General features: G+C 70.1%; 19 protein-coding genes and 1 pseudogene. 13 read left to right on the forward strand and 7 right to left on the reverse strand.

Going from position 1 to position 24814, the window contains the following annotated elements; genetic code table 11:
* The 3 genes and pseudogenes from ACWEGE_RS12965 to ACWEGE_RS12975 form a co-directional block, all read right to left on the reverse strand.
* Positions 1 to 1451 (reverse strand): annotated as a pseudogene (locus tag ACWEGE_RS12965) (PA14 domain-containing protein); the annotation flags it as partial.
* Between the two features lie 357 nt (positions 1452 to 1808).
* Positions 1809 to 2147 carry a hypothetical protein gene (locus ACWEGE_RS12970; protein WP_449660616.1) on the reverse strand — a complete coding sequence of 113 codons (339 nt, stop codon included), beginning with the start codon at positions 2145 to 2147 and terminating at the stop codon, positions 1809 to 1811.
* A gap of 89 nt (positions 2148 to 2236) precedes the next feature.
* A complete protein-coding gene (locus ACWEGE_RS12975) occupies positions 2237 to 2974 on the reverse strand; it encodes an SDR family NAD(P)-dependent oxidoreductase (protein WP_449660617.1) in 738 nt (245 codons plus the stop codon).
* A gap of 101 nt (positions 2975 to 3075) precedes the next feature.
* Here ACWEGE_RS12975 and ACWEGE_RS12980 point away from each other — a divergent pair, with 101 nt between their 5' ends.
* A complete protein-coding gene (locus ACWEGE_RS12980) occupies positions 3076 to 3627 on the forward strand; it encodes a TetR/AcrR family transcriptional regulator (protein WP_449660618.1) in 552 nt (183 codons plus the stop codon).
* Positions 3628 to 3681: 54 nt separating this feature from the next.
* Here ACWEGE_RS12980 and ACWEGE_RS12985 read toward each other — a convergent pair whose 3' ends face one another.
* Positions 3682 to 4758 (reverse strand): DUF5937 family protein, encoded by a 1077-nt coding sequence (locus tag ACWEGE_RS12985; RefSeq protein WP_449660619.1) that lies wholly within the window; start codon positions 4756 to 4758, stop codon positions 3682 to 3684.
* 104 nt (positions 4759 to 4862) lie between these two features.
* Here ACWEGE_RS12985 and ACWEGE_RS12990 point away from each other — a divergent pair, with 104 nt between their 5' ends.
* The 4 genes from ACWEGE_RS12990 to ACWEGE_RS13005 are packed head-to-tail and all read left to right on the forward strand — an operon-like array spanning position 4863 to position 9015.
* Positions 4863 to 5609 carry an amino acid ABC transporter permease gene (locus ACWEGE_RS12990; RefSeq protein ID WP_449660620.1) on the forward strand — a complete coding sequence of 249 codons (747 nt, stop codon included), beginning with the start codon at positions 4863 to 4865 and terminating at the stop codon, positions 5607 to 5609.
* Positions 5609 to 6337, forward strand: coding sequence for an amino acid ABC transporter ATP-binding protein (locus ACWEGE_RS12995; RefSeq protein WP_449660621.1), 729 nt, complete (start codon positions 5609 to 5611; stop codon positions 6335 to 6337). Before ACWEGE_RS12990 ends, ACWEGE_RS12995 begins: the two co-directional genes overlap by 1 nt.
* Before the next feature lie 21 nt (positions 6338 to 6358).
* Complete coding sequence (locus tag ACWEGE_RS13000) at positions 6359 to 7177, forward strand: ABC transporter substrate-binding protein (protein WP_449660622.1); 819 nt, start codon at positions 6359 to 6361, stop codon at positions 7175 to 7177.
* Positions 7177 to 9015: a CocE/NonD family hydrolase gene (locus ACWEGE_RS13005; RefSeq protein WP_449660623.1), complete on the forward strand. Its 1839-nt coding sequence runs from the start codon at positions 7177 to 7179 to the stop codon at positions 9013 to 9015. Before ACWEGE_RS13000 ends, ACWEGE_RS13005 begins: the two co-directional genes overlap by 1 nt.
* Before the next feature lie 79 nt (positions 9016 to 9094).
* Here the strand turns inward: ACWEGE_RS13005 and ACWEGE_RS13010 are convergent, their stop codons facing one another.
* Positions 9095 to 10276 (reverse strand): serine hydrolase domain-containing protein, encoded by a 1182-nt coding sequence (locus ACWEGE_RS13010; protein ID WP_449660624.1) that lies wholly within the window; start codon positions 10274 to 10276, stop codon positions 9095 to 9097.
* A 100-nt stretch (positions 10277 to 10376) separates the two neighbouring features.
* Here ACWEGE_RS13010 and ACWEGE_RS13015 point away from each other — a divergent pair, with 100 nt between their 5' ends.
* Genes ACWEGE_RS13015 through ACWEGE_RS13025 form a run of 3 tightly spaced genes read left to right on the forward strand, consistent with a single transcriptional unit; the run spans position 10377 to position 13403 of the window.
* Positions 10377 to 11090: a response regulator gene (locus ACWEGE_RS13015; protein WP_449660625.1), complete on the forward strand. Its 714-nt coding sequence runs from the start codon at positions 10377 to 10379 to the stop codon at positions 11088 to 11090.
* Complete coding sequence (locus tag ACWEGE_RS13020) at positions 11080 to 12888, forward strand: sensor histidine kinase (RefSeq protein WP_449660626.1); 1809 nt, start codon at positions 11080 to 11082, stop codon at positions 12886 to 12888. Before ACWEGE_RS13015 ends, ACWEGE_RS13020 begins: the two co-directional genes overlap by 11 nt.
* A 50-nt stretch (positions 12889 to 12938) precedes the next feature.
* Positions 12939 to 13403: a DUF5980 family protein gene (locus ACWEGE_RS13025; protein WP_449660953.1), complete on the forward strand. Its 465-nt coding sequence runs from the start codon at positions 12939 to 12941 to the stop codon at positions 13401 to 13403.
* Between the two features lie 142 nt (positions 13404 to 13545).
* On the opposite strand, the gene ACWEGE_RS13030 is transcribed toward ACWEGE_RS13025, so the two are convergent.
* Positions 13546 to 13827, reverse strand: coding sequence for a hypothetical protein (locus tag ACWEGE_RS13030; RefSeq protein ID WP_449660627.1), 282 nt, complete (start codon positions 13825 to 13827; stop codon positions 13546 to 13548).
* 207 nt (positions 13828 to 14034) lie between these two features.
* On the opposite strand from ACWEGE_RS13030, the gene ACWEGE_RS13035 reads away from it, so the two are divergent.
* The 5 genes from ACWEGE_RS13035 (at position 14035) to ACWEGE_RS13055 (ending at position 21009) form a co-directional block, all read left to right on the forward strand.
* Positions 14035 to 14358, forward strand: a complete 324-nt coding sequence (locus ACWEGE_RS13035) for a hypothetical protein (RefSeq protein WP_449660628.1) — start codon at positions 14035 to 14037, stop codon at positions 14356 to 14358.
* A complete protein-coding gene (locus tag ACWEGE_RS13040; RefSeq protein WP_449660629.1) occupies positions 14333 to 15370 on the forward strand; it encodes a hypothetical protein in 1038 nt (345 codons plus the stop codon). Before ACWEGE_RS13035 ends, ACWEGE_RS13040 begins: the two co-directional genes overlap by 26 nt.
* The gene (locus tag ACWEGE_RS13045) at positions 15367 to 16089 is read left to right on the forward strand and encodes an amino acid kinase family protein (RefSeq protein ID WP_449660630.1); all 723 of its coding nucleotides are present in this window, start codon (positions 15367 to 15369) and stop codon (positions 16087 to 16089) included. Before ACWEGE_RS13040 ends, ACWEGE_RS13045 begins: the two co-directional genes overlap by 4 nt.
* Before the next feature lie 731 nt (positions 16090 to 16820).
* On the forward strand, positions 16821 to 18098 hold the full coding sequence (locus ACWEGE_RS13050; protein ID WP_449660631.1) for a hypothetical protein: 1278 nt from the start codon (positions 16821 to 16823) through the stop codon (positions 18096 to 18098).
* A 631-nt stretch (positions 18099 to 18729) separates the two neighbouring features.
* Positions 18730 to 21009 (forward strand): NACHT domain-containing protein, encoded by a 2280-nt coding sequence (locus tag ACWEGE_RS13055; protein WP_449660632.1) that lies wholly within the window; start codon positions 18730 to 18732, stop codon positions 21007 to 21009.
* Positions 21010 to 21085: 76 nt separating this feature from the next.
* On the opposite strand, the gene ACWEGE_RS13060 is transcribed toward ACWEGE_RS13055, so the two are convergent.
* Positions 21086 to 24796 (reverse strand): SEFIR domain-containing protein, encoded by a 3711-nt coding sequence (locus ACWEGE_RS13060; RefSeq protein ID WP_449660633.1) that lies wholly within the window; start codon positions 24794 to 24796, stop codon positions 21086 to 21088.
* Between the last annotated feature and the right edge of the window lie 18 nt (positions 24797 to 24814).

Genomic DNA, 24814 nt, shown 5'->3' on the forward strand with positions numbered 1-24814 from the left:
TCCGGGTCGGTGACGGGAGCGACCGACAGCGTCGGCGTCAGCGACGTCGACACCGTGCCGTCCGCCGGGCCCACCAGCGTCGTCGCCGGAGCCGGCGTGCCGGTGTCGACGGTCAGCGTGGCGTTGAGGTTCTTGTACGTCCAGGTGCCGGGGTTCTCGGCGCCGATCATCATGAAGAACACCGAGCCGTCGCGGGCGTTGACGCGGTCGCGGATGAACCCGGTCAGGCCTTCGCCGACGAACGACCCGACGTCGCCGACCAGCGCGCTGGTCATGTAGCCGCCGACACCGTTGAAGTTGAACGCCGACGCGTGGTACAGGTTCGCGTTCCACGTCTTCAGCGAGCCGACGACGCTGGTGTTGCGGGTCAGGTCCATGCGGGCGCCGACCACGGTCTTGCCGAACAGCGGCGAGTAGTCCATGTGGAAGACGCTGCGGTTGTAGGTGTCGCCGTTGGCCTGGCTGTTGCCGATGCGCAGGCCACAGGCGTCGCAGACGGTGCCGTCGGAGCGGTAGGCGTGCGACTCGGTGACGCCGTAGGTGAAGGTCGGATCGACGGACACCGGGTAGACGCGCTTGGGATCGCGCAGCCAGTTCGGGTCGACCGCGACGGTCAGCCACCAGTCCGCCCCCGCCTTGTCGAGGGTGTACGTACCGCCGGTCATCGCCGGAGCGGTCTCGCCGTTGCCCGCGGAGTCCCAGGTCTCGATCGGCGGCAGCACGATCTTCGCCGCGCCGGTCTTGTCGGCGAGGGTGACCGCGCCGTTCTTCTCCAGCCTCGGGGTCAGGTCACCGGTGGTGAGCTTGAACTTCCACGACGACCGCCCATCGGCCGGCGGCCGCTTGAGCTTGATCGTCTCCTTGACCGCGCCCGGCGTGACCTCGTAGTCCAGGTCCGTGCCCGCGGTGACTTCCGGGTAGGTGACCGAATCACCTTTCACGGTGGCTGTCGCCGGGGCGGCCTGGTCGAGTGCCAGGCCCGCGGTGTGGCCGCCGGACTCGACCTGCAACACCGCGGCGTCGTTGGCCTTGGTGGCCAGGGACGGGCTCAGCGGGTGGTGGTCGGCGTCGGCGCGCTTGGTCGCCGGGTCGGTGGCCAGCGTGGTCTGGACCGGCTGCCACTGACCCCTCTCGTCCTGCACGTTCAGGGGCTGGTTCGACTGCTTCACCGAGTGCGTGCCGTCGGCGTTGACGTACTCGGTGACGAACGTCGACCGTGACACCGGCGTCGACCGCTGCGGGTCGAAGTGCGTTCCGGAGCCCCCGTCCAACCGGCTCTGAGCCGCGAAATCCGCCTTCGACGGCGCTTGCGGCACAACTGGCGCCGTCGTAGCCGACGACAGCAACCCGACATCGCGCGGATCGATCGGCTTCGGCGCTTCCGTCACCCGCGGTGGCGCCGCGATCGCTTCGGTGCTGCCGACGAGCAGCGTCACGGTCAAAGCGAGCACGATCGCTCTGACCCAGCGGACCAGATGGACAGGACGCGACAACCGCAGCACGACCGGTTCCTCCCCCAGCGACCCGGCATTCGCCGTGGTCGCCCCAGTGGCCCGCGGAGCCCACTGCATCCGCGGGTTGTTATCAGGCAATTCGCGCATAAATGCCCGTTTTGCCTGGGAAGTCAGGAATTCTCGTCCCTCATCCGCACCCTGCATCGACGAAACCTGACATCGTCGTTACACGATCCAGTGAGACGAATCACACAGTGGTAAATCCATTGTTCACGCGGTAAAACCGCCGACCACGGACCGATCCCGCGCAGGACCGCGCTTCCCGCCGGTGACCGCCTTTCGAATGCTCGACCTTCACGATTTCGCGCGCGGCGGCTCGGCCGGAGCGCGTAAGCCCGCCGCGACGAACGCGACCAGCCGTTCGCGTTCGGCCCGGCCGGAGAGGCCCGGACCCGAGGACAGGGCAGCGAAGGCGAGGATCGCCCCCACCGCGAGGCGGACCCGCTGCGCCGCCTGACCGGCGGGGACGAGGCCCCGATCCCGGAGTTCGCCGATCAGCCTGCCCACACCCGGATCCTCGAGCACCCGGTCGAGCGGCCGGCGCCCCGCCGTCGAATCGGACGCGACGGCCGACAGCACCCCCTGGACGGCGGACGCCGGCTCCTCGCTGAGCGGGTCGAGGAAGGCCCGCACCACGTCCTCGATGCCCGCCCCAGAGGTGAGCCAGGAAGTGCGCTGACGGCCGGTGTTTCAAGCGGGACCGATTCGCCATCCGTCGAGGGTCACCAAGCGACCCGGCCTTCGTCGTCGAAGAATCCGCCGGTTTCGGCGTCGTCGCCCACGGTTGCCCAGTGGACCGACGCGCGTGCCCCCTCCTCGGTGGTGCGGACACCCCTGAAGTTGTTGAGATCCGTCGCCACGAAGCCCGGTGTCACGGCGTTCACCTTGATGTGCGCGAGCTCCGGGTCGTCGAGGAACGCGTTGGCGTACTTGACCGTCAGCATGTTCACCGCGGCCTTCGTCGCCGAGTACACAAAAGACTCGTGAGACCGTGCGAACATCGAGCCCGGCTCGGTGGCCTTGGCGAACATCGCCGAATCGCTCGCCACATTCACGATCCGGGCCGAGCTCGACCGCCGGAGCAGCGGCAGCATCGCGTGGATCACCCGCACGAGCCCGAAGACGTTGGTCTCGAACTCGGGCCGCATGTCCTCGGCCGTCACCTCCACCGCCGGCTTGCGGATCAGCAGTCCGGCGTTGTTGACCAGCACGTCGAGCCGGCCGAACTCCCGCCCCACCCGAGCGGCGGCCTCCTGCACCGACGCGTCGTCGGCGACGTCGATGCGCACCGGGTGCGCCGTCAGGCCGTCGTCCGCCAGCTCCTTCGCCGCCTGGGTGCCCTTTTCCAGGTCGCGGGCACCGAGCAGCACCGTCAGGCCGCGCTCGGCGAGCTGCCGCGCGGTAGCCAGGCCGACACCCTTGTTCGCCCCGGTGACCAGCGCGATCGTTTCCGTGGACATGGTCCCCGTCCTCCCGTGCACGAAGCACGTAACATGAGAAGTGAAAGTACCCCTACACTTTAACCGTAGGGTTCCTACGGTTGTCAAACGAGGGAGGCGCGATGGAGCTGGTGCTCCCGAGCCGGCGACCCAAGCGCGCCGATGCCCAGCGCAACTTCGACGCGCTGGTCACGGCGGCCAGGGAAGCCTTCGAAGAACGGCGGTCACCGGTCTCGCTGGAGGACGTCGCGCGCCGGGCCGGAGTGAGCATCGCCACGCTCTACCGGAACTTCCCCACTCGTGAGGACCTGGTCGAGGAGGTCAACCGGGAGGCGGTCGAGGCGCTGTGCCAGGCCGCGGACGCGGTCGCCGGTCTCGAGCCGTGGGACGCACTCGCGACGTGGCTCCGGCGTTTCGTCGAGTACATCGGCACGAAGCTGACGTTCGCCGAGTCGCTCAACCGCACCACGGACGGCTTTCAGGCCTGCCGCAGGGCGATGCGCGAGGCGGGTGGGCCGTTGCTAGCCCGAGCGCAGGAAGCGGGCGTCGCTCGCCCCGAAGCGTCGATCGACGACATCCTGCGCATGATCTCCGGGATCACCGCGGTCGAATACGTCGACGAGGCCCAGCGCGAACGGGTCTTCGGCTTCGCGCTCTCCGGGCTGCGGCGCTGATGGGAGTGCCGTGGTCGGCGTCTCCCCAGGGTGATCGTCGGCTGTCGCGTTCGATCACCGCATGATCGCGGTGAGCACGTCGACGCCCATCGGCAGCAGGCGCTGGAGGTTCAGGCGGTGCTGGACCATCCGGCCGTCCCGGCGGGAGACCAGCAGGCCCGCCTCGCGCAGGCGGCCGAGGTGACGGGACACCTGCGGCACCGTCATGCCGGTCCGCGCCGCGAGGTCGGAGGTCGTGATCGGCTCGTTGACCAGGTGGCGGCACAGCGACAGCCGGGCCGGATCGGCGAGGATCGCCAGGCGCAGGCGGACCTGGGCCAGCGTGTCGCGAGCGCCGTCGCCCTCCACCGGGAAGTGCACGACCACCGGGTACTCCGGATCGACCTTGACGATCAGGTGCGGCCGGGCGTGCACGGACGGCACCAGCAGGCAGCGGCGGCCGCGCAGGTCCGCGTGCAGCGACTGCAGCTTGTCGAACACCACCGACGCCGGATCGTGCCGCACGGCCGCGTTCGGGCTCAGTGACGCCAGCACCTCGGCCACCGACAGCGCGCCCGTCCGGGCCCGCACCGCCGTGCACTCGGCTTCCAGCCGGTGCGACACCCGCGCCCACTCGTCGGCGAAGAACTCCTCGGCGCAGGCGCGCAGCACGTCCAGCAGGTCCGCGCGGAAGGCGTCCGGATCGGCGACCAGGTGCCGGGCCAGCTCTCCGCGGCCGAACGACCTCCGCTCGCACGAGACGACATAGGCGTCCCTCGCCGCCGCGTCGCCCAGCAGGTCTCCGAGCTCGACCAGGCCGCCGTGGATCGCCTCGGCCGCGGTCGAGGCGAACCGGTCGAGCGGCAACGCTTCGATCCGCCGCAGCTCCGCGTCGAAGGTCTGTCCGAGCGGCAGTTCGAACGGCAGCAACAGCCGGCAGCGGCGCCGGGCCCACAGGGGCGCGTAGGTGTTCAACCGGCCTTGAAGGACCTCCGACGTATCCGCGCGGATCCGGGTGAGCCACGGCCGTACCTCGAAGTGGTGTTCCGGCTCGGCGATCGAATGCAGGCACGCGAGCAGCTCGGCCAGCGGCGACACCCCGGTGACGAGGTCCGCCGCCCGGGCTCCCTGGACGGTCAGCACCACGGACATGACCGCAGCTTAGGACGGATGCTTACCGCGGCCGCGGTAAGCATCGGCGGCGTGGGCGGGAATCGGACCTAGCCTTCCGGGATCGCGACACGAGAGGCCAGGTCATGCACGACTTCCTCCGCACCTTCTTCGATCTCCGCGAGATCCTGGACGTGCTGCCCGCGCTGCTCACCGAGGGGCTGCGCAACACCTTGCTGATCGCCGCACTGGCGATCGTCTTCGGCGTCGTCGGCGGCGTGCTGCTGGCCATGCTGCTGCTGTCCCGGCGGCGGCTGGTCCGGCTGCCCGCCCGGATCTACGTCGACGTCTTCCGCGGGCTGCCGGCCATCGTCACCGTCAGCCTGGTCGGCGTCGGCCTTCCTGCGGCGGGCCTGCGCCCGTTCGGCCGCGAACCGCTCGGCTACGCCGTGCTCGCCATCGCGCTGATCTCCGCCGCGTACTCGGCCGAGATCTTCCGCTCCGGCATCCAGGCCGTCCCGGCCGGTCAGCTGCACGCCGCACGCAGCCTCGGCATGCCCTACCTCACCGCCATGCGGGTGGTGGTCGTCCCGCAGGGACTGCGGAACGTCCTGCCCGCACTGGCCGGCCAGTTCATCATCGACGTCAAGGAGAGCGCACTGGTGTACCTGCTCGGACTCGGCTTCGGCCAGCGGGAGCTGTACTTCATCGCCCAGGAACGGCAGGCGGCCACGTACAACTCTTCGGCGCTCGTCGCCGCCGGTCTCTGCTACCTGCTGCTGACCGTCCCCCTCACCTACGCGGTGAACCGGCTCGACCGGCGCATGCGCGAAGGACGGCGCTTCACCACGGCGGCGCCGGTGCCGTCCGCCCCGGCGAAGGCGGCAGTCTGATGGCCGCCGTGTCCGTGCGCGGCCTGCACAAGCGGTACGGCCCGGTCGAAGTGCTCCGCGACGTGGACCTGGATGTCGCCGCCGGGGAGACCGTCTGCGTGATCGGGCGATCGGGGTCGGGCAAGTCGACCCTGCTCAAGTGCCTCAACCTGCTCGAGGAACCGACGTCCGGGGAGATCCACATCGCCGGCACGGCGATCACCGGTCCCGGCGTGGACGTCGATGCCGTCCGCACCCGCGTCGGCATGGTGTTCCAGCACTTCAACCTCTTCCCGCACCTGAGCGTGCTCGAGAACGTCACCGCCGCGCTGCGGCACGTCCGCCGCCTCGGCAAGGACGCGGCCGAAGCCGCCGCCATGACGCAGCTGGACCGGCTCGGCCTGGCGCACCTGGCCCGCCAGCGCCCCGGCCGGCTCTCCGGCGGGCAGCAGCAGCGCGTCGCGATCGCCCGCGCCCTCGCCATGGAGCCCGAGGTGATGCTCTTCGACGAGGCGACCTCCGCGCTCGACCCCGAACTGGTGAAGGACGTCCTCGACGTCATGCGCGCCCTGGCCACGTCCGGCATGACCATGCTCGTCGTCACCCACGAGATCGGCTTCGCCCGCGAAGTGGCCGATCGCGTGGTGTTCATGGACGAAGGCCGCATCGCCGAAGCCGGACCCGCTCGGCCGACCCTCGACGCCCCGGAAACCGCGCGGCTGCGCGACTTCCTCGCCCGAGTCCTCTGAAGAAGCCCGAAAGGATCACCCATGCGCTCACTCCTGATCGCGGCCGCGTGCGGGCTGCTGCTCGCCGGGTGCGGCGGCGGTTCCGAGGCCGAAAACCCCTACGGCCTCATCGAACCGGGCACCATCCGCGCCGCCACGCAGACCAGCCAGCCCCCGTTCGCCTTCGGCGACCCGTCGGGCAAGCCCGCCGGGTTCGTCATCGACCTCACCGACGAAGCCGCCAAGCGGCTCGGGCTGAAGGTCGAGTACAGGTCGACCTCGGTCACGTCGTCACTGGCCGGGCTGACCAGCCGGCAGTACGACCTGGCCGCCGCCGGCCTCGGCGTCACCGAGGAACGCCAGAAGAGCGTCTCCTTCACCAAACCGCTCTTCTGGAGCACCACGGCGGTGCTCACCACCGCGCGGAGCGGTGCGTCGAAGCTGACCGACTTCGCCGGCCAGAAGGTCGGCGCGGTGACCGGCTCGACGCAGGAACCGTTCGTCCCGGCGAAGATGCCCGGTGCGGTCCCGATCGGCTTCCCCAACGCCAACGCCGCCGTGAGCCAGCTGCTCAACGGCAGCCTCGACGCCTTCGTCGTCGGCGGCCCCGACGCCGAACACTTCCTCAAGCAGTACCCCACCCTGCGCCAGGCCGCCTCGGCGCCGGTGGCGCACCCGACGTCGATGGCCGTGCCGAAAGACCACGGAGCACTGCTCACCGCGCTGGACCGGCAGCTCGGCGCGATGGTCGCCGACGGCACCTACGCGCGGCTGTACCGGAAGTACTTCACCACCGCACCGCTCCCCCAGCTCGTGGCGGCCTGGCCCGACCTCGGCGCGCAGTTCGCGGGCGGGCTCTGATGGGCGGCTGGGAGCAGGTCGGCCCGGACTGCTGGCGGCTCGTCCTCGACGTCCCCGCCCGCGACGGCACGAACCTGGTCGCCGACCTCTACGCGGCCCGGCCGGAGCCCCCCGCCGGGCCGGTGCTGCTGGAACGCACGCCGTACGGACGCCGGCTCGCCCGTCCCTCGGACGGCGCCGGCCCGCCGTCGCCCGAGGAGGTCGCTCGGCGGTTCGTCGACGGCGGCTACCTGGTGGTGCGCCAGGACTGCCGCGGGCGGGGCGACTCCGGCGGCACGTTCACCAAGTACCTCAACGAGCCCGAAGACGGCTACGACACCGTCGAGTGGATCGCGGGCCAGGACTGGTGCGACGGCCGGGTCGCGACGATGGGCGTCTCCTATTCGGCGCACGCGCAGGCCGCCCTCGCGTCACTGGGCGCACCGCATCTGGCGGCCATGTTCCTCGACTCCGGCGGCTTTGCCAGCGCGTATGAAGCCGGCACCCGGATGGGTGGGGCGTTCGAGCTGAAGCAGGTGACGTGGGCGTTCCACCGCGCCCGCAGCAGCGTGAAGGTGCTCGCCGACCCGGTGTTGCGAGCCACTTTGGACTCCGAAGACCTGCGGGCGTGGTTCACCCGGATGCCGTGGCGGCGCGGGGCGACCCCGCTGCGGTTCGTTCCCGACTACGAGGACTACCTGCTGCAGCAGTGGGAACACGGCGTCTTCGACGACTACTGGCGCCAGCCCGGCATCTTCGCCCGCGGCTTCTACGATCGCTTCCCGGATGTCCCGAGCCTCCACATCTCCAGCTGGTACGACCCCTACATCCGCACCGCGACCGAGAACTTCCGCGAGCTCGGCCGCAAGAAGCACAGCCCCGCCTACCTCGTGCTCGGGCCGTGGACCCACGGTGCGCGCAGCGCCCGGTACGCCGGCGACGTCGACTTCGGTCCCGAGGCGCCGCTGGAGGGGAACCTCGACGAGGACTACGTGACGATGCGGCTCCGCTGGTTCGACGCGCACCTGGCCTCCTCCGGCGAGCCGCCTCCCCCGGTGCGGTACTTCCTGATGGGCGGCGGCTCCGGTCGCCACACCCCCGAGGGGCGGCTCGACCACGGCGGCCGGTGGCGCACCGCCACGACGTGGCCGCCGGAGACAGCCGAAGAGCAGGTGTTCCACCTGGCCGCCGACGGCGGTCTCACCCGCGGCTCGCAGCCGGCGAAGGGCGGCTGCCTGGAGTACGACTACGACCCGGCGAACCCGGTGCCGACCCTCGGCGGCCAGGTCACCTCCGGCGAACCGGTGATGAGCGGCGGCGCGTTCCACCAGCGTCCCGACGAGCGGTTCTTCGGCGTGACGCCGCCGTTCCTGCCCCTCGACAGCCGGCCCGACGTGCTCGTGTTCCAGACCCCGCCGCTGGCGCGCGACGTGGCGGTCGCCGGGCCGGTGACCGTGCGGCTGGCCGTCTCCTCCTCCGCCGTGGACACCGACTTCACCATCAAGCTGATCGACGTCCACCCGCCGAGCACGGACTATCCCCAGGGCTTCGCCATGAACCTCACCGACGGCATCCTCCGCTGCCGCTACCGGAACTCCTTCGCCGAGCCGGAACCCCTCGTCCCGGGCGAGGTGTACGAGATCACCGTCGAAGCCCCCGACACGGCCAACCTGTTCCGGGCCGGCCACCGGATCCGGCTCGACGTCAGCTCCAGCAACTTCCCCCGCTTCGACGTCAACACCAACACCGGCGCCCCGGAGGTGGGCGACCGCCGGAAGGTCGTGGCCACCAACCGGGTCCACGTCGGCGGCCGTTCGTGGCTGACCCTGTCGGTGCTGCCGGCCGGTGCCGATGGCTGAGCAGTGCCTTCGCCGACGGTCACGTCCGTTCGAGGACCTGCGCACCGTCCGGGAGCCGTACGGCCGACCCGCGAGCCGCTCAGTGCGCGGCCGTGATCAGCTGCCGTGCCTTGCGGCTCACGGCGACGGCACTCGCGCCGTAGTTGCCGAGCACGACCGCCGTCCAGCCGGAATCGGGGAACCACTCCAGGTTGGTGGACACCCCCTTCGTGCCGCCGTTGTGGCCGTTGATCCGCTGGCCGTTCATGATGTGGGTGCTCGGGCCGTAGCCTTCGAAGAAGGAGTTGTCCGGGGCCAGCGGCCACTTCGGGCCGGCGGCGAGGTGGGTGTACGGCGACGAGTGCAGCTTGTCGCACTGGAAGGCGCTCGCGAAGCGCGCCAGCTCGGCCGCGGTGGCGAACGCGCCGCCGGCCGGGTTGCCGATGATGCCCCCGTCGAACTCGTCCACCACGTCGATCCACCCGGTGCGGTCCGGCAGCTTCTCGTAGGGGTGGGCGATCCGGCGGTCGGCACGCCACCGGGCCGCGGTGCAGAACCCCGCCGTGGCCATCGCGGCCGGGCCGAACACGTGCTCGCGGACGTAGTCGTAGTAGCTCTGCCCCGACACCCCGGCCACCACGGCGGCGAGCACGTAGTAGCCGTCGTTGCTGTAGACGTTCTTGGTGCCCGGGGTGAAGTTCAGCGGCAGACCGCGGAGGAACTCGACGGTGCCGTCGAAGATCTCCTCCAGCGTGGTCCACTGGTCCTGGCCCGGCGGACGCGGTGGGTCGACCGCCGGCCTGCCGAACCCGGAGGTGTGCGTGAGGAGCTGGTGGATGGTCACCGTCCCGGCGACCTCGGGCCGGAAGCCCGGCAGGTACGTGCCGAGCGTCGCCCCGTAGGACAGCTTGCCCTGCTCCGCCAGCTGGTGGACGGCGGTGGCCGTGAAGAGCTTCGTGATCGAGCCCAGCGCGAAGATCGTGTCCGGGCCGTTGGGGATCCCGCGGCCCTTGTCGGCCTGCCGGTGCGAACGGGCCAGGACGGTCCGGTCGCGCCACGTCAGCAGCACGGTTCCGGAGAACGCGTCCTGCTCGGCGAGCCCGCTCAGGTACTGGTCGAACTCGCCGCCCGGCCGCAGCGCGTCGGGGATCCGGGCGGCCGTGGCGTGCGCGGAGGCGGTGGCCGCGGGCAAGGCGGCGGCCGCGATCCCCACGGCGGTGAGCAGGGTTCGCCGCGACGGCCGGCTCGCGGTGCGGGTTGTCGGTTCGTGGTCCTCGGTCATGCCCCGGACAGTGCCGGGTGCCGGTCAGGAACCTGTCAGGATCGCGCCGTCACGAGGCTTTCTTGGCCGGTTCACAGGTAGCCGGGTGAAACTGCCTGGCATGCGGGCACGCATCCTGGTCGCCGAGGACGATCGCAAACAGGCCGAACTGATCCGCCGCTACCTCGAACGCGAGGGGTACGAGGCGACCGTCGTGCACGACGGCCGGGTCGCGCTCGACCACGCCCGCCGCCGCGCGCCCGACCTGCTGCTGCTCGACCTGATGCTGCCGCACCTGGACGGCGTGGGCGTGTGCCGCGCGCTGCGGCCGCACGACGACGTCCCGATCATCATGCTCACCGCGCGGACCGCCGAAGACGACGTGCTGCTCGGTCTCGCGGCCGGTGCCGACGACTACCTCACCAAGCCGTACCGGCCACGGGAACTCGTCGCCAGGGTGACCGCGGCGTTGCGGCGCGCCGCCCGCTCCTCGCGTGCCGAGCCCGAGCGGTACCGGGTCGGCGAACTGGTCGTGGACCTCGCCCGCCACGAGGTCCGCGCGGCCGGCCGGCCGGTGCACACCACGCCGGCCGAGTTCGCCGTCCTGGCCTGCCTCGCCGCCGCTCCCGGCCGGGCGTTCACCCGGCAGCTGCTGCTGGAGCGGGTCGGCGGGTTCGACCGGGACGTCACCGGCCGCACGATCGACATGCACGTGCTGAACCTGCGCCGCAAGGTGGAACCGGTCCCCACCAGGCCGCGCTACCTGCTGACCGTGTTCGGCGTCGGCTACAAGCTCGCCGAGGCACCGGAAGAAGCGACCGGCAGTGCGCCGTAGCGTGCTGCCGAGGCTGGTCGGGCTCTCCCTCGCGATCGCCGCCCTCGCGGTGAGCGCGACCGCGGTGCTCGCCACCTACGGCACTGGACACCGGCTTCGCGACCAGCTGGCCGGCGACACTTCGCTCCTGGCGACCGACAGCGACATCCTCGCGCAGCTCTACGCCTACGCCGACGAGCACCGCGACTGGACCGGCGTCGGCGGGCTGGTCCAGGACCTGGCGAAGCGGACCGGCCGCCGGATCGCGCTCACCGCGCCCGGCGGTGAGCTGCTGGCCGACTCGGCCGTCTTGCTGGGGCGCGGTGCCCTCGGCCTGCCACCGGTGCCGGCCGCGAAGGTCGACGCGACGCGGCCGGCGCCGGGCAGCGCCGGGGCGAAGCCGAACGTGATCGTCCGCGACCCTTCGCTCGGCGTGAACATCGGGTTCCACGTCTGGCGGCTGACCGAGGCCGAAAACCGGCAGCGGCAGGCCTACGCCCGGGAGGCCGTCGACTGCCTGCGCCGCACCGTGCCGGAGCACCGGTCCCCGCACCGCCACATCGTCACCGAGGGGGACCCTGACGACGTGCCGGCCGACCCGTGCCTGCCCACCGCGTTGTTCGCCCCCTCGGCGGCCACCCGGGCGCTCGACGAGCGGGTCATCGACCTGGCCACGCCCTGCCTGACGCGGCACGGCGTCGCCTACGACGTCACCACCGACCGGACCGGAACCCGGGCGCTGCGCCCGCGGCGGACGACCGGCCCGCAGTGGACCGGCTGCCTCGATACCGCCCGCGCCGAGGCGAAGGCGTCGTACGTGGCCGCACCCGCGGACCTGTACCTCGGGGAAAGCGATCGGTTCGACCCCTGGTCGGCCGAGGGCCGGTGGCGGACCGCGGCGACCGCGGCCGCCGTCCTGCTCGTCGCCGCCGTGGCGACGATGGCGGCCGGCCGCCGCCTGGTGCGCCCGATCCGCACCCTGACCGTCGCGGCCCGGCGGATGACGGACGGAGACCGCACGGCCCGCGTTCCGGTGCGGGGCAACGACGAAGTCTCCCGCCTGGCCGCCACCTTCAACTCGATGGCCGACGCCATCGCGAGCACCGAACGGCAACGCCGCGCGCTCGTCGGCGACGTGGCCCACGAGCTGCGGACCCCGCTCGCGAACGTCCGCAGCCACCTGGAAGCCGTGCAGGACGGCGTCCTCCCGCTCGACCCGGCACTCGTCGGGTCGCTGCTCGAGGAGCAGGACCTGCTCGAACACCTCGTTTCCGACCTCCACGACCTGGCCCTCGCCGATGCGGGGATGCTGCGCATCCACCCGGAGGAACGACAGGCGGCCGACCTCGCCGAGCAGGCCGTCGCCGCCCACCGCGCCCGGGCCGCATCGGCCGGCGTGGACCTGAGCGTCGAAGCGGCGGAAAACGTCGTGGTGCACGCCGATCCCACCCGCCTGCGACAGGCGTTGGGCAACCTGGTGTCCAACGCGATCCGCCACACCCCGGCCGGGGGCGCAGTGGTGGTCTCGGTGCGCGGTGAGGCGGACGCGGTGGAATTCACCGTGGCCGACACCGGTTCGGGCATCGCCGAGGAACACCTGCCGCACATCTTCGACCGCTTCTACCGCGCGGACCCGTCCCGCACCCGCACCACCGGCGGCAGCGGGCTCGGCCTGGCCATCGCCCGGCACCTCATCGAAGCCCACGCCGGCTCCCTGACCGTGACCACGACCCCCGGGCGCGGCTCGACCTTCACCATTCGCCTGCCCCCGGCGGACCTTTCCGGCGATTCTCAGAGAGCTCTGAGATCCGGTCGCTAGCGTGCACCGGCACGTATTCACACCGGTTTCAGGAGGGATTCGTGAGAGTGATGTTCCGGATCACCAGATCGATGCTCGTCCTCGCCTCGGCGCTCCTGTTGTCACTGGTCGGCACGTCCGTCGCCGCGTCGGCGCAGACGGGGACGTGGCATTTGGAGCAGTTCGACAGGACCAGCCGGATGTGCGTTCAGCACGGTCCCGACGGCAGGACCCACGCCTCTTATTTCATCTTCGTGGTGAGCGGGACGTGGACCACCGACCTCGAGTTCGGGATGCGTGAGCTGCCACCCGGCTGGACCGCCACCGAGTACCACCTGCCGCCGGGCTCGAACTTCCGCCACCCCGACGGCTCGATCACCGTCAACGGGTTCGTCGGCGTCCAAGGACCCGCGTCGGTGCCGATGGCGACCTATCACGCCCACATCCGGGTGTCGGACGGGACCGTGACCGAAACCCTCCCGACCGACATCGTCGTCACCACCGAATCCTGGGTGGACTGCATGAACCGGGCGTGAATCCCCGGCACCAGGCACCGACAGCGCCGCAGCACTGACCTGCCAGAACCGGCTCGCCCCCACCGGATCGGTCCACACAGGACAGTGCTGCGGCGCTGACTCGGTGGATCGCCGCGCCCGGCCCGTGGGCAACGACCGGTCGTCAGCTGCCGGCCTCGCGGCCGCGGGACCGGTAGTGGACCGTGATCCGGTCGACCCGGCCACCCGGGGTGTGCAGCTTGAAGGCCGCGCCCCCGGCTTGCTCCCGGTGGATGTAGTGCGCGAGTTTGATCGCGCGCCGAACGACTTCACCGAGATCGGCACCTTCGGCCTGCGCGATCTCCTCCACCTGCTTCAACGTGTCACCGACCAGGGTGGCGTTGAACCGCGACCGGCGCGCGGGGGACGCCAGGTCGTGCTCCGTCAGGTCGGTTGCACTGTCCATGGCTCCGGTCATTGACTCCACGCTACGGCACCCATACGTCATCAACAACGGCATCGGACGCCACGACACGGCAGATGTTGCTATGTGATGCACCAAAAGACCGCAAAAGTTGTCGCTTCGCTGTGGTGATAGCAGCGTTGAGCTCTTGAGTGCGCCTCCCGGCCGGACGACGATACATGGAACGCCGGACCGAGTAGGGAGGGTCACGTGACGGATAGCCGTCTGGCAACGGGCCCACAAGGGCTTGACACCGAAGAGAGCGTCGTGATCGGCGGCGGGCACGACGACGATCCCGTCGTCGAGCTCCACCCGGAATCGGGCACCAGGAAAATCCTCGCCATCATCTACTCGGTCGGCATGACCGTCGGCTTGATCCTGGTCCTGGTCGGGGGGTTGACGCATGCCTTCGACGCGACCCTGGTCGGCCCGGTCTGCGCCGCCTACGGCGGCGCGTCCGGCTCGGTGGCGTTCTTCTACTTCAGGCACCGCGAAGGAGGAGGCACCGATGCCGGACGTCGATCCCGTCCTTGATCCCGTGCTCGCTCGGATGGACTACGAGCTGATGCAGATGATCCGCAGCATGCAGGACCCGACCAGCTCGTTCGCCGAGATCGGCAAACGCTTCAACCGCGATGGCCGGACCGTCTCGCGCATCCTGCTCGAGTTCGACAAGGCCTACGAAGCCAACCACGGCCTGCACGTCCTCCAACGCGACTCCGGCCGCCGCGGCTACCGCCTGACACCGGCCGGGTTGGTGCTGGCGAACAACCTTCGCCGCATCACCGAAATGATGCAGCAGGCCATCGAACAAACCAAGGCGGCCACCCGGTTCGTCCCGGTCGTCTGCACGCAGAACTGCATGGACGAATACTTCGTCGCGCTGCGGAACGCGATCCCCACCTCCGCGGGCTTCGAGATCCGGCCCGACTCCCGCCGTACGGCGGAGATCAGGCTGCGGGAGCGCAGCGAGCAGGTGAAGGCCCAGGTCGGCCTCCTCTCGGCGATGATGGTGGCCGAGCAGCGGCCCACGGTCGGCACCGTTGTTCCCTGGAGCGATCGCATCGAGGTGCTGCCGCTGAAGGTCGAGCGGTTCCAGCTGCTGGCCGGCGAAGACCTGGGATTTCGCGAACCCGTCGACGTCCGGGAAGCGATCGTGTCGGGCGTGAGTTTCCTGTGCCCCGAGGGCGGCCCGGCCTGGGACTTCCTGGCTCGCAGTTTCCCGGACTGGTACCGCCTCCGGCCGTTTCAGTACGTCCGCACGACCGACCTCGAGTTCGGCATGAAAAGCCTGGCGGCCAACGCGGTCACCCGGTCCGCCATGATCGTGCACGGCCTCCCCGACGACGCGCTGAAGATCCTCAAGGGCCGCAAGAACCTGCGGGCCTACGAGATCGCGCAACCCGAAGATCATCAGATGGTCGCCGTCACCGGCGTCTTCTACGTGCACCCCGACCTGGCCGATGATCCCCACGAGGGCACTCCACAGACCGAGGTCTGGGAGATCGCGAAGAAACTCTGGGTAGAAAGGGAAGTGATCATATGACAGCAGATTCGCTCTACAACCGGGTTGTGCTGAAGATCAGCGGTGAATCGCTGAGCTTCGCCGGCACCGCCCTGCACCCGCGACGATTCGACGAAGTCGCCATGTCGATCGCCGAGGTCCACGACCTGCGCATCGGCGTCATCGTGGTCACCGGCGGCGGCAACATCTGGCGCGGCGCCGGCGCGGCGGGCTGGCAGATCAGTCCCACCTGGGCCGACATGATCGGGATGTACGGGACCGGGTTCAACATCGCCGCACTCGCCGCGCGCCTGGAACACATGCACCTGCCCGTCGAAACCCTCACCCGGGGCAACACCACCGGCCTCGGCGACCCCTACACCACCACCAAGCTCGGCGAGGCTCTCGACCACGGCAAGATCGTCCTGATCGCCGGTGGCATGGGCGTCACCGGAGTGTCCACCGACGTCGCTGCCGTCTCCGCCGCGATCGACGCCCACGCCGACGCGGTGATCATGGCCAAATACGGAGTCGACGGTGTCTACGATCGGGACCCCCGCCGGACCGAAGGCGCGGTGTTCCTGCCCGAGCTGACCGTGTCCGACGCCTTGGCCAAGAAACTCGCCGTGATGGACGCGACGGCGTTGACCATGGCGCAGGCCGGGAAGGTCCCGATCCACGTCATCCCGGCGGACGAAACCTCGGGCGTCCGCTACGTCATCGAAGGCAAGAAGTTCGGCTCGAAGATCCTTCCCGAGTAGCACGAGACCCGGCCCCCACCGCGACAGGTAAGGACGCCTCAATGCCATCTCAGGGCTCGCTGAGCGACCGCGCTATCGACCAGCGCCTACGGAAGCTTGCAGCGGAAATGATCGTACCGGCGTATGACCTCCTGCGCGTGGCGGGCACCCCGGCCGGCCTGCACAACGGATTCCACCACCTGCTCGTCACCCCGTACCCACGGCCGGGCTCTCCCGTCGCGATCCCGCTGCAACGGCGACCCGCAGCCACGCGTGACGTCGCCTTGAGCAGAGGTGCGGGTACCGCACGCAATGGCGACTGGAACCGGTAACAAACCCCAATGATCGCCGGCTGTTGCCGACGCACAAAAGCCGCGCACGACAACTCGAATGGCCGCTGGTAACCGCTCACCAACCGATGCAACCCTGAGCACGACGCCGCAGCGCCTCGGACACGCGGTTCTGCGTCGCCGCAGTTGTGGTGACGGCCGGCCGGCTCCCCTCCCCCCGCCCTGCCGGCCGCCACCACCACTCGGCCGCACTTCGGCAAGAATGCGGTGGTGGCCACCGTCCGGAAAGGCCTCAGCTTGCGCAGCGGATTGCGGTAAATGGTCGCTTGACGACAATTGCCTTGCGATGTGGATCATACTTGTTGGGATCACTGCCTCTGCCGATCCACAGATCAGAAAGGCCTCTTGATGCCGCTGTGCGCAAGATCCCGAAGACGACCCGTTGTCACCGCCGCCGCGACGGTGACCGCACTGGGGGCACTCGCCCTGGCCGCACCACAGGCCCAAGCTTCCGACATCGACGTGCCCTGTGATCCGGCCGCACTGGTCCAGGCGGTCGCCGCGGCCGGCGCTTCGACCGCCGCGGACACCCTGTCCCTGGCACCGAACTGCGTTTACACCCTCACCTCGCCGGCCGACAGCTCCTCGGGCACCGGGCTGCCTGCCGTTAACGGGAAGCTCACCATCAACGGCAACCACGCCACCATCGCCCGCGCCCAGGACGCGCCCCGGTTCCGGATCATCGACAACTGGGGCGACCTGACCCTCGACAAGGTCACGATCACCGGCGGCCACGCCCCCGACGGCGCCGGCACCGACTCCTACGGCGAAGGGACCGGGGGCGCCTCCGGTGGTGGTATCCGGAACTGGGGGCCGTTGACCATCACCGACAGCGTCATCACGGGCAACACGTCCGGGGCGGGCGCTCCCGGTGCCGACGCCACCGCCACCACCAGCGCCGGCCGCGGCGGGCTCGGCGGTTTCGGCGGGGGTATCTCCTCGTACTACTTCACCCCGGTGACCCTGACGATCACCAACAGCTGGATCACCGGGAACACCACCGGCGGCGGTGGCCGGGGCGGCAACGGCACGGGCACGAAGCCGGGCGGCAGGGGCGGCTCGGGTGGTTTCGGTGGCGGCATCGACCTCACCAGCGGCACCGTCCTGCGGGTCACCGGGAGCAGCTTCACCGGCAACACCACCGGAGACGGCGCTCCGGGCGGTTCCGGTGGCGCGAACGGCGGCGGATCGGGAGACGGCGGCAGCGGCGGTACCGGCGCCGGGGTGTTCGTGTCGGCCGAGCAGGACAAGCCGCTGAACCCGACCGTCGCCGCCACCAAGATCTCCGGCAATCAGGCGGGTCGCGGGGGCGACGCCGGTGTCCCGGGGTCCGGCGGATACCTCGGCTGGGCCGGCTTCGGTGGCAGCGGCGGCGGACTCGCCGTGTTCCACGACACCCTCACCCTCGACGGCGGGACGGTCACCGACAATGCCGCGGGAGAACCGGGAGCGGGCTACCTTCCCCTCCCCGCTTCCGGTGGCGGCATCGACACCCTGAGCGCGCAAGTCACGCTGGCCAACGGGGCCGTGGTGAGCGGCAACCGGCCCGACAACTGCTCTTCCGTCGCCGACGTTCCCGGCTGCGTCAACGATGTGCGGGCCGCGTGGACGGCAGGCACGGACCGCCGGGCCCACGACGCCGCGGCGCGGGACGCGGCCGCGGCGATGCCGGGGAAGTGACCGCCTGACACCCCACACTCCGGTAGCCGGGTGTCACGGGTAAAGAACGGTCCTTTCCCGGCAATTCTTACCGGGAAAGGACCGTTCCCCACATCCAGCCGGGCACTCCCCACGTCCCGCACATTCGTATGACGTCGAAGCAGATGGCGGCGCCAGTACCAGGCAATTCAGGACCGAGCTGTCATCGGTTCGGCTTGGTCCCCTCCGAGGTCGTGCCATTTCTCCCAAGCGGCTTGCTTGCTCAGGTGGAGAGCTGTGGCGATCTCGGCCCAGCTGCGGTCATCCCGGCGGGCGGTGGCGACCGCATTGAGTTCGGCCGTGTCCAGCAGAGTCCGCACGAAGTGGATGTCTTCAAGCGCTCGCAGAGCCGCCTCGCCGGTGTCCGGGTGCCCCGGTGATGCCGCCGGGTCCCGTTGATGCCAGCCGTTGAGTCGCTGCCAGGCACGACGGCCGTCCTGCCACCGAGATCTGCTACCCATGGCCGTCAAGATACGCTGACGGCGTCCGTCAAGGAAACCTGGCGCCTGCGCGTTCGACATTCCTCCTGCCGTCGGGGTATAACGGGTGCGAGTGGGACCTGGCGGGTATCTTGTCGGCGTTTTGGTGGGCGACAGGCGGAGCGAGGGACGCAGTGGCCGGACGTCGAAGAAACGGGAAATCTTTCGCCGTACTGGCCATCGCACTGGTAGCAGTCGCGACAGTTTATTTCTCCCCGCTGGGCGAATGGGTTGCCGCCGACCCGATGCCTGTCCAGCGATGGATGAAGGATCACACCTCGCTCGCGCTGGTGATCTTCGGCGCGGTGACGCTGCTGGGCGGAGCGTTGGGCCTGCAGCGACGACGCGATCAACCCGACCCCGGGCTTTCCCACCACCCGTTGGACCCGCAACAGGACGGCTACCTCGAAGACCTGCGCCGCAAGATGCAGGTGGTGTGGATCGACCAGTTCCTGTCCCGGTCACTGGACCGAGTCGTGCCCGCACAGCTGGGCTTGCGCGAACGGGGAGACGGGATAACCGCACCGTTGCGGATCGCCGGCGGTGAGCAATCCGATGAGGTCACGGACATCGTCTCCCTCTACCGGTCGGACCGCGCGGAGCGGCGCCTGGTCCTTCTCGGGGAGCCTGGGTCCGGGAAGACCACCCAGCTGCTGCACCTCGCGGAGCACTTGCTCAGCGACGAATCCGGTCCGGTGCCGATCGTGTTGTCGCTTTCGACGGGGAGCTGGAAGATCGAGCCCAACCGGACGAGCACGTGGCTGCCGGCCAGACGCCGAAACCCGAAAGCGGAGGAGGACGAGGAGGACCTGCGTCACGAAGGCCTCGGCAAGGCCCGCCGGGAGCAGGCCGACCGCGCCGTATCGGCGGCCACCCGGTGGTTGTCGTGGGAGGTTTCGCGGCTGTACCAGGTCCCGGACCTGAAGGTGAGGACGTGGCTGCGCATGGACCGCAGCCCGATCGTGCTGCTGCTCGACGGCCTGGACGAGATCCGTGACGTCGAGGACCGCAGGCGGTGCATCGAGGTGCTGTCGCTCATGCGGTCGCGGTTGCAGACCGGGATCGTGGTGTGCAGCCGTACCACGGAGTACTTCGAGCCGGCCCGGTTGCTGAGGTTCGGCGTCGCGGCCGAGATCATGCCGTTGGGTGCCGAGGACATCGACCGGTACCTCGCGGACGCCGGCAGCGAGTTGCAGTCGCTGCGCGATGCGTGCGGCCGCAACGCCGAACTGGTGCGGCTGCTGGACACGCCGCTGGCGTTGACCGTCGCGGTGCTGGCCTACCGCGGGAGGCTGGTCGACGACAAGGCGGTCGCCGAACTGCTCACCGGCCGGCTGGACCACCTGTGGTCGGCTTACCTGAAGGAGGCTCTCCGACATCGATCGAGCTTCGCCGCGTCCGCGAACCCGCGATTCGGTGACGAGGAGGCGATGGGCTACCTCCGGGCGCTGGCCCAGCTGATGGAACACGGAGGCCGAGACGCTTTCGCGGTGGAGGACCTCAACCTCGGCTGGGTTCGGACGGACGGTGCCGGCCCGCCCGGCAGGGTCACAGCGGGCGTTTACGTCCTGTTCGCGCTGTGCGCGGCGCTGGGGCTCACCGTGTACACGGCGCGGCAGTTGAGCGTCGGCTATGCGGTTGCCTGCGTGGCGCTGCTCGTGCTGACGGCAGCCGCGCACTGGTTGTCGGCGCGGTCGGCGACCGACCAGGGTCTGTCGCGGCTGGCGCTCCGTGAATTCGTGTCCAGCCGGTGGACACTCGCTCCGCGGGCGGCGGCGGCCAGGTCGTTCCCGAGCATCCTGGCCGGAATGTGCGCGGGCGTCTCCGTCGGGCTGCTTGGCGGCTTCGATGGACTGCTGCTCGGCCTTCTTCCGGGCGTGACCGCCGGGGCGGCGACTGCGGTGCTGGCGTTGCCGGAGCGCGTGACGACCGGACACGAGCGGGAGCGCGGCAAGGTGCGCTCCATGCGAACCGCGGCCGCTCGGTGGACGCTGGTCGTGCGCGTGGTGACCGGGCTGGTGGCGCTCGTGGCGTGCTGGCAGCTGTCCTCGGTACTCGCCCCGCTGGTGGGGACGGAGGTACGGCTGCTGACGTTCCATTTGATGGTCGCCGCGGCCGGTGGGGCGTGGCTGAGCGAGCTGGCCCTGTCGTTGAGCGGCTGGTGGAGCCACCGGGCGAGCGTCCGCTCGGTGCTTCGGCGTGGCGTGCTGCCCGAGGATGTGAGCGAATTCTTCTCGCATGTGGAGGAACACATCATCATGCGCCGCACCGTGACCGGTTACGCATTCCTCCACCGGACGCTTCAGAGCCACCTGGTCGGCTCGGCCAATTCGTCGAACGGCCATGCCACGGCCACCAGGATGCTTCCGGTCGCCGACTTGCTCAGGCGAATCGAACAAGAGGAACGGGAATAAAAGACTGCGACCAACCGTATCGCCGAGTCGAAACTTGACGAAGAACCGACATCGGTCGATCAAAGCATGCGGGAAGTCAGGCGAGGCGGCCGAGAACGTAGGTCCGGGTGCCGGCGTCCGTCGTCCGCTCGGCGATCCGGCGGAACTCGGTACTCTGCTCACCGCGATCGACGCGGATGGCTCGCGCCACGCCCTCTTGAGCCCGGCCGGGCAGCTCGGGCAGGCCCTCGATCAGTTCGTCGAGGACCGCGGGCGAACGGTCACGCAAGAACCACCCGGCTCGCATCACGACCCGCTCGACGAGTTCCGCGGCCTCGTCGATTTCGGAGAGAGCCGGAGCGCGTACCGAACGGTGGACCAAGTGCCGCAGCGCGGCTTCGTCGCAACCGGCCGCCAGCTGCAGGAGAAGGAGGGAGTACGCGGAGCGGATCAGCTCACGCGCCAGAGGTGCGCGAGCCGCCGGGTCTTCGCTGCGGGCGATGAGTTCTTCGGTGATGGCTGCCGCTCGTGCGGACAAGGGTCCCTGTCGTCGGACGTCGTCGGCGATGGCCGCGGTCAGCGCCGTGACAACCGGGCCCGCCGTCGCGCGGCCAAGCGCATCGACCAGGTCCGCAGCGAGGCCTTCCGGCAGGGGTTCGCGGACGACTTCGGTGATCCAGCGGCCGATGTTCTGCACCGCACCGGAATGATGTGAGGTGAGGAGCCGGCCGGCGAGCCCTGCATCGAACCAGCCGAGTTCGATCGCCGTGGCCACCAGGCGATGGACGGCGGCTTTCGTGGGTACGGCCGCCCCGCCGAGTGCCAGCTCTGCGCAGCGGTCCCGCGCGCGGGTGTCCATCGGCGCAAAGGTTCCGGCGACGCGTGCAGCCAGTACACCGGTCCCCTCGGCGACCGGACCGAGGCTGGGGAGCAGCGTGGCCAGCTCCTCGGTCGGGCAACCGCCGAGCACCGCGTTGACGATCCGGGAGAAGTCCCTGTCGGACAGGTGGCTCGTGCGGGCGATGACGTCCGCCAGGAGATCCACGTGTGTCGAAGCGGCGTGAGCCATCGCCTGCCCGACCCACCCGGGATCCACCGGGAGTACCGGTTCAAGCCAAACGATGAGCCGGGCGGCCAGCGCGCGGTCGATCGGGGGTGCCTTGATCAGCATCGTCCGCACCAGCGCCAGCTCCCGTCGGCCGGCGGGTGCCGGATCCGCCAGCAGCAGGCCGAACGTCAGTGACGGCTCCCCGGCGGCAACCTTTTCGAGCACGTACACCGCCTGTTGGGCCACCGCCGCGTCCGCGCCCAGGGCGGCACCGAGCAGCTCGGGCAGGGGCACCGAGCGCGCATCCAAGACCAGGCCGGCGACGAGCCGGCACTGGACGTCGTTCCATCCGGCCGGGTAGTCCTTCGCCAGCATCGCCTGCCAGGAGTCCCACTGGACGGTCTTCCTCGCGGCCGCGTCGGCGAACACGATCCTGGCGAGCGCCAGGGCTTCAGAGGTCGAGATCGTAGGCACCCGTAGCTGCAGAGCCACCTCGAGCAAGCTCGCGGCTTCACTCGCCGTCACTCCGGTGTGGAGGCGGAGGATCGCCATCTGCGCCATCGGCCCGAGCCTGCCGTAGTACTGCCGGAGCACCGCCCGATCGGCGTCGGTGTAAGTGTTCTCGCCGAGGGCTTCCAGAAATCGCTCCGGCAGCTGGCCGCGTTGATCGGCGTCGACCACGTCCGGCCGCCGCTCGGCGATCGCCTCCAGCGCCACAGGCAGGAGCCGCCCGCGATCCGCCGAGCGGGTGACCAGGTCGCCCAGAACGCGTGCGGCGAGGAACAGCACGGACGTCGAGACCCGAGCGAATCCGGCGAGCAGGAGGTCCGCTACCGCCATCGCGTCGCCTTCGGCGGTGGCGCCCAGGGCTTCCAGCACATGCCATTCGTGCTCGGGGGAAGTGCGGCGTTCGATCAGCTCGGCGATCAGGGTGAGGTCGCCGCGGGTGACCGCCGAGAGTGCCACCGCCCGCAAAGACAGGAGGTCGTCGAGGTCCAGCCGACCGACGATCTGCTGGTATTCCGCCTGCTCTTCGAGCGTGTAAAGCAGCTGGACGAGGATGGGCCCGAGGTGGCCGCGCTGGACCGGGTCGGCGAGCCGAGCCAGGAAATCCGTCCGATCGGCGTCGGCCTCCGCCAGATACCGCGCGATCACCCATTCGGCGAACGTCTGGTGGAAGAAGCGGAACCGGGTGGGATCGGCCGCGGGCACGAGGATCCCCGCCGAGCACAGGTCGTCGAGCGCCCTGTCGTCCGGGGCCGGGTCGATCCCGGCCGCCCGGAAGTTCTCCGCGAACGTCGTGGTGGAACGGGCGAGGATCGCGCGGCCGCCGGCCAAGCAGATCCGGCCCCGCTCCTCGGCCTCGGTGTAGGTGAGGCTTCGCCGCGGGCTGCCGACGACCTGGTGGTTCCAGTGGGTCTGGAACAAGCGCGCGACCGTGAGGTCCTCGGGGATCTCCCCGGTGGGTGCGTACAAGCTGCAGGCGAGGGCGAGCAGCAGCGGATTCCCGCACACCTCGACCACCGCGCGCCGTCGCCCACGCAAATGGAGCAGGCGCTCCAGGAACGCGTCACGCCGGTCCGGTGTCACTTCGGCGAGCGTCTGCACGTAGCACCGCGCGAAGTGCTTGGTCTCCGACTCGCTGAGCCGGTAGACCTCCCGGCGGTCGATCCGGGCCGCGAGCAGGGACATCCGCTCGCCGATCGGCTCCAGCTGCGTCCGGAACTCGAAGCTGCGGCAGGTGAAGACCACGGGAACGCGGCGTTCGACCAGCTGGTGGAGCCATTGCGTCAGCACCGGGCGGAGTTCCCGGTCCAGGATCAGGTCGAGAGTGTCCAGGAGCACCACGGGACGCAGTCCCCACGACTGCTGGAGCCCGACGACGTCGCTCAACGTCCCCGGGCGGCCGATCGCGGCGCCGAGCTGGGCGTCGAGTTCGGCCGGGGTGCGGGGCCGGTCGGTCACCTTCTCGCTCAGGGACACCAGGACGACACCGACATCCGGTCGCTTCGCGAGCTCGTCGTGCAGCTGCGCCAGCAGCACACTCTTGCCCATGCCGGCCTCGGCGTAGATGGCGACCACCGCCGGGACGGCCAAGGCCTGATCCACCGCGGGCACGAACACCGACTCCAGGCTCGCCCGGCGCAGCAGCGGCAGGATCAGCCGGGCGGGATCGGTGAGCGAGTCCCTGGTCGGGGAGACAACACGGTCGCGCTGGGGAATCCCGTCGCCCACTGCCACCGGCGGTGGTGTCCACGGCGCCCCGAGGGGCGGCTCGGGATGCGCGGCATGGCCGGTCAGGGCACGCAGCAGGTCGTCCGCGCCGCCGGGAGCGAACGAGAACCGGTAGTGCGTGGTCGTGTGCCCCTGGAGAAAGGGCGGGAGTTCGTCGACGTCGTGGCCGGGGAGGAGGACCGGGAGGATTCGGGCTCGCCACCGGGACCGGTCGGCCGTGAGCAGTTCCCGCAGCATCCCCGCCTCGTACTGCAAACCCCAGGTCCGGCTTTCGGAAGGCTGCTCCATCGAGCGGCGGTGGAACTCGCGTGACGCGATCACCAGCACGTAGTCCGCGGTCGGCATGGTCTGGTCGACCCACAGTGCCCAGTCGATCCGCTCCCGGTCGGCCCACTGGTCGAGACGGACGTCGATGCCCGATCCGCGCAGCAGGGTCGCCAAGCGGAGGACCACCCGCACGTGGTCTTCGTCGTCGTGGGCGTAGGACACGAACACGACCGGCGCGGTCGCTCGTGCCTCGGTCATGACGAACTACTTTACGGC

The organism is Amycolatopsis sp. NPDC004747 (assembly GCF_053601335.1).

Excerpts from the sequence above, each read along its gene's own strand:
- ACWEGE_RS12975 (WP_449660617.1), bottom strand. The coding sequence starts at position 2,974 with ATGTCCACGGAAACGATCGCGCTGGTCACCGGGGCGAACAAGGGTGTC.
- ACWEGE_RS12980 (WP_449660618.1), top strand. The coding sequence starts at position 3,076 with ATGGAGCTGGTGCTCCCGAGCCGGCGACCCAAGCGCGCCGATGCCCAG.
- ACWEGE_RS12985 (WP_449660619.1), bottom strand. The coding sequence starts at position 4,758 with ATGTCCGTGGTGCTGACCGTCCAGGGAGCCCGGGCGGCGGACCTCGTC.
- ACWEGE_RS12990 (WP_449660620.1), top strand. The coding sequence starts at position 4,863 with ATGCACGACTTCCTCCGCACCTTCTTCGATCTCCGCGAGATCCTGGAC.
- ACWEGE_RS12995 (WP_449660621.1), top strand. The coding sequence starts at position 5,609 with ATGGCCGCCGTGTCCGTGCGCGGCCTGCACAAGCGGTACGGCCCGGTC.
- ACWEGE_RS13000 (WP_449660622.1), top strand. The coding sequence starts at position 6,359 with ATGCGCTCACTCCTGATCGCGGCCGCGTGCGGGCTGCTGCTCGCCGGG.
- ACWEGE_RS13005 (WP_449660623.1), top strand. The coding sequence starts at position 7,177 with ATGGGCGGCTGGGAGCAGGTCGGCCCGGACTGCTGGCGGCTCGTCCTC.
- ACWEGE_RS13010 (WP_449660624.1), bottom strand. The coding sequence starts at position 10,276 with ATGACCGAGGACCACGAACCGACAACCCGCACCGCGAGCCGGCCGTCG.
- ACWEGE_RS13015 (WP_449660625.1), top strand. The coding sequence starts at position 10,377 with ATGCGGGCACGCATCCTGGTCGCCGAGGACGATCGCAAACAGGCCGAA.
- ACWEGE_RS13025 (WP_449660953.1), top strand. The coding sequence starts at position 12,939 with ATGTTCCGGATCACCAGATCGATGCTCGTCCTCGCCTCGGCGCTCCTG.
- ACWEGE_RS13030 (WP_449660627.1), bottom strand. The coding sequence starts at position 13,827 with ATGGACAGTGCAACCGACCTGACGGAGCACGACCTGGCGTCCCCCGCG.
- ACWEGE_RS13040 (WP_449660629.1), top strand. The coding sequence starts at position 14,333 with ATGCCGGACGTCGATCCCGTCCTTGATCCCGTGCTCGCTCGGATGGAC.
- ACWEGE_RS13045 (WP_449660630.1), top strand. The coding sequence starts at position 15,367 with ATGACAGCAGATTCGCTCTACAACCGGGTTGTGCTGAAGATCAGCGGT.
- ACWEGE_RS13060 (WP_449660633.1), bottom strand. The coding sequence starts at position 24,796 with ATGACCGAGGCACGAGCGACCGCGCCGGTCGTGTTCGTGTCCTACGCC.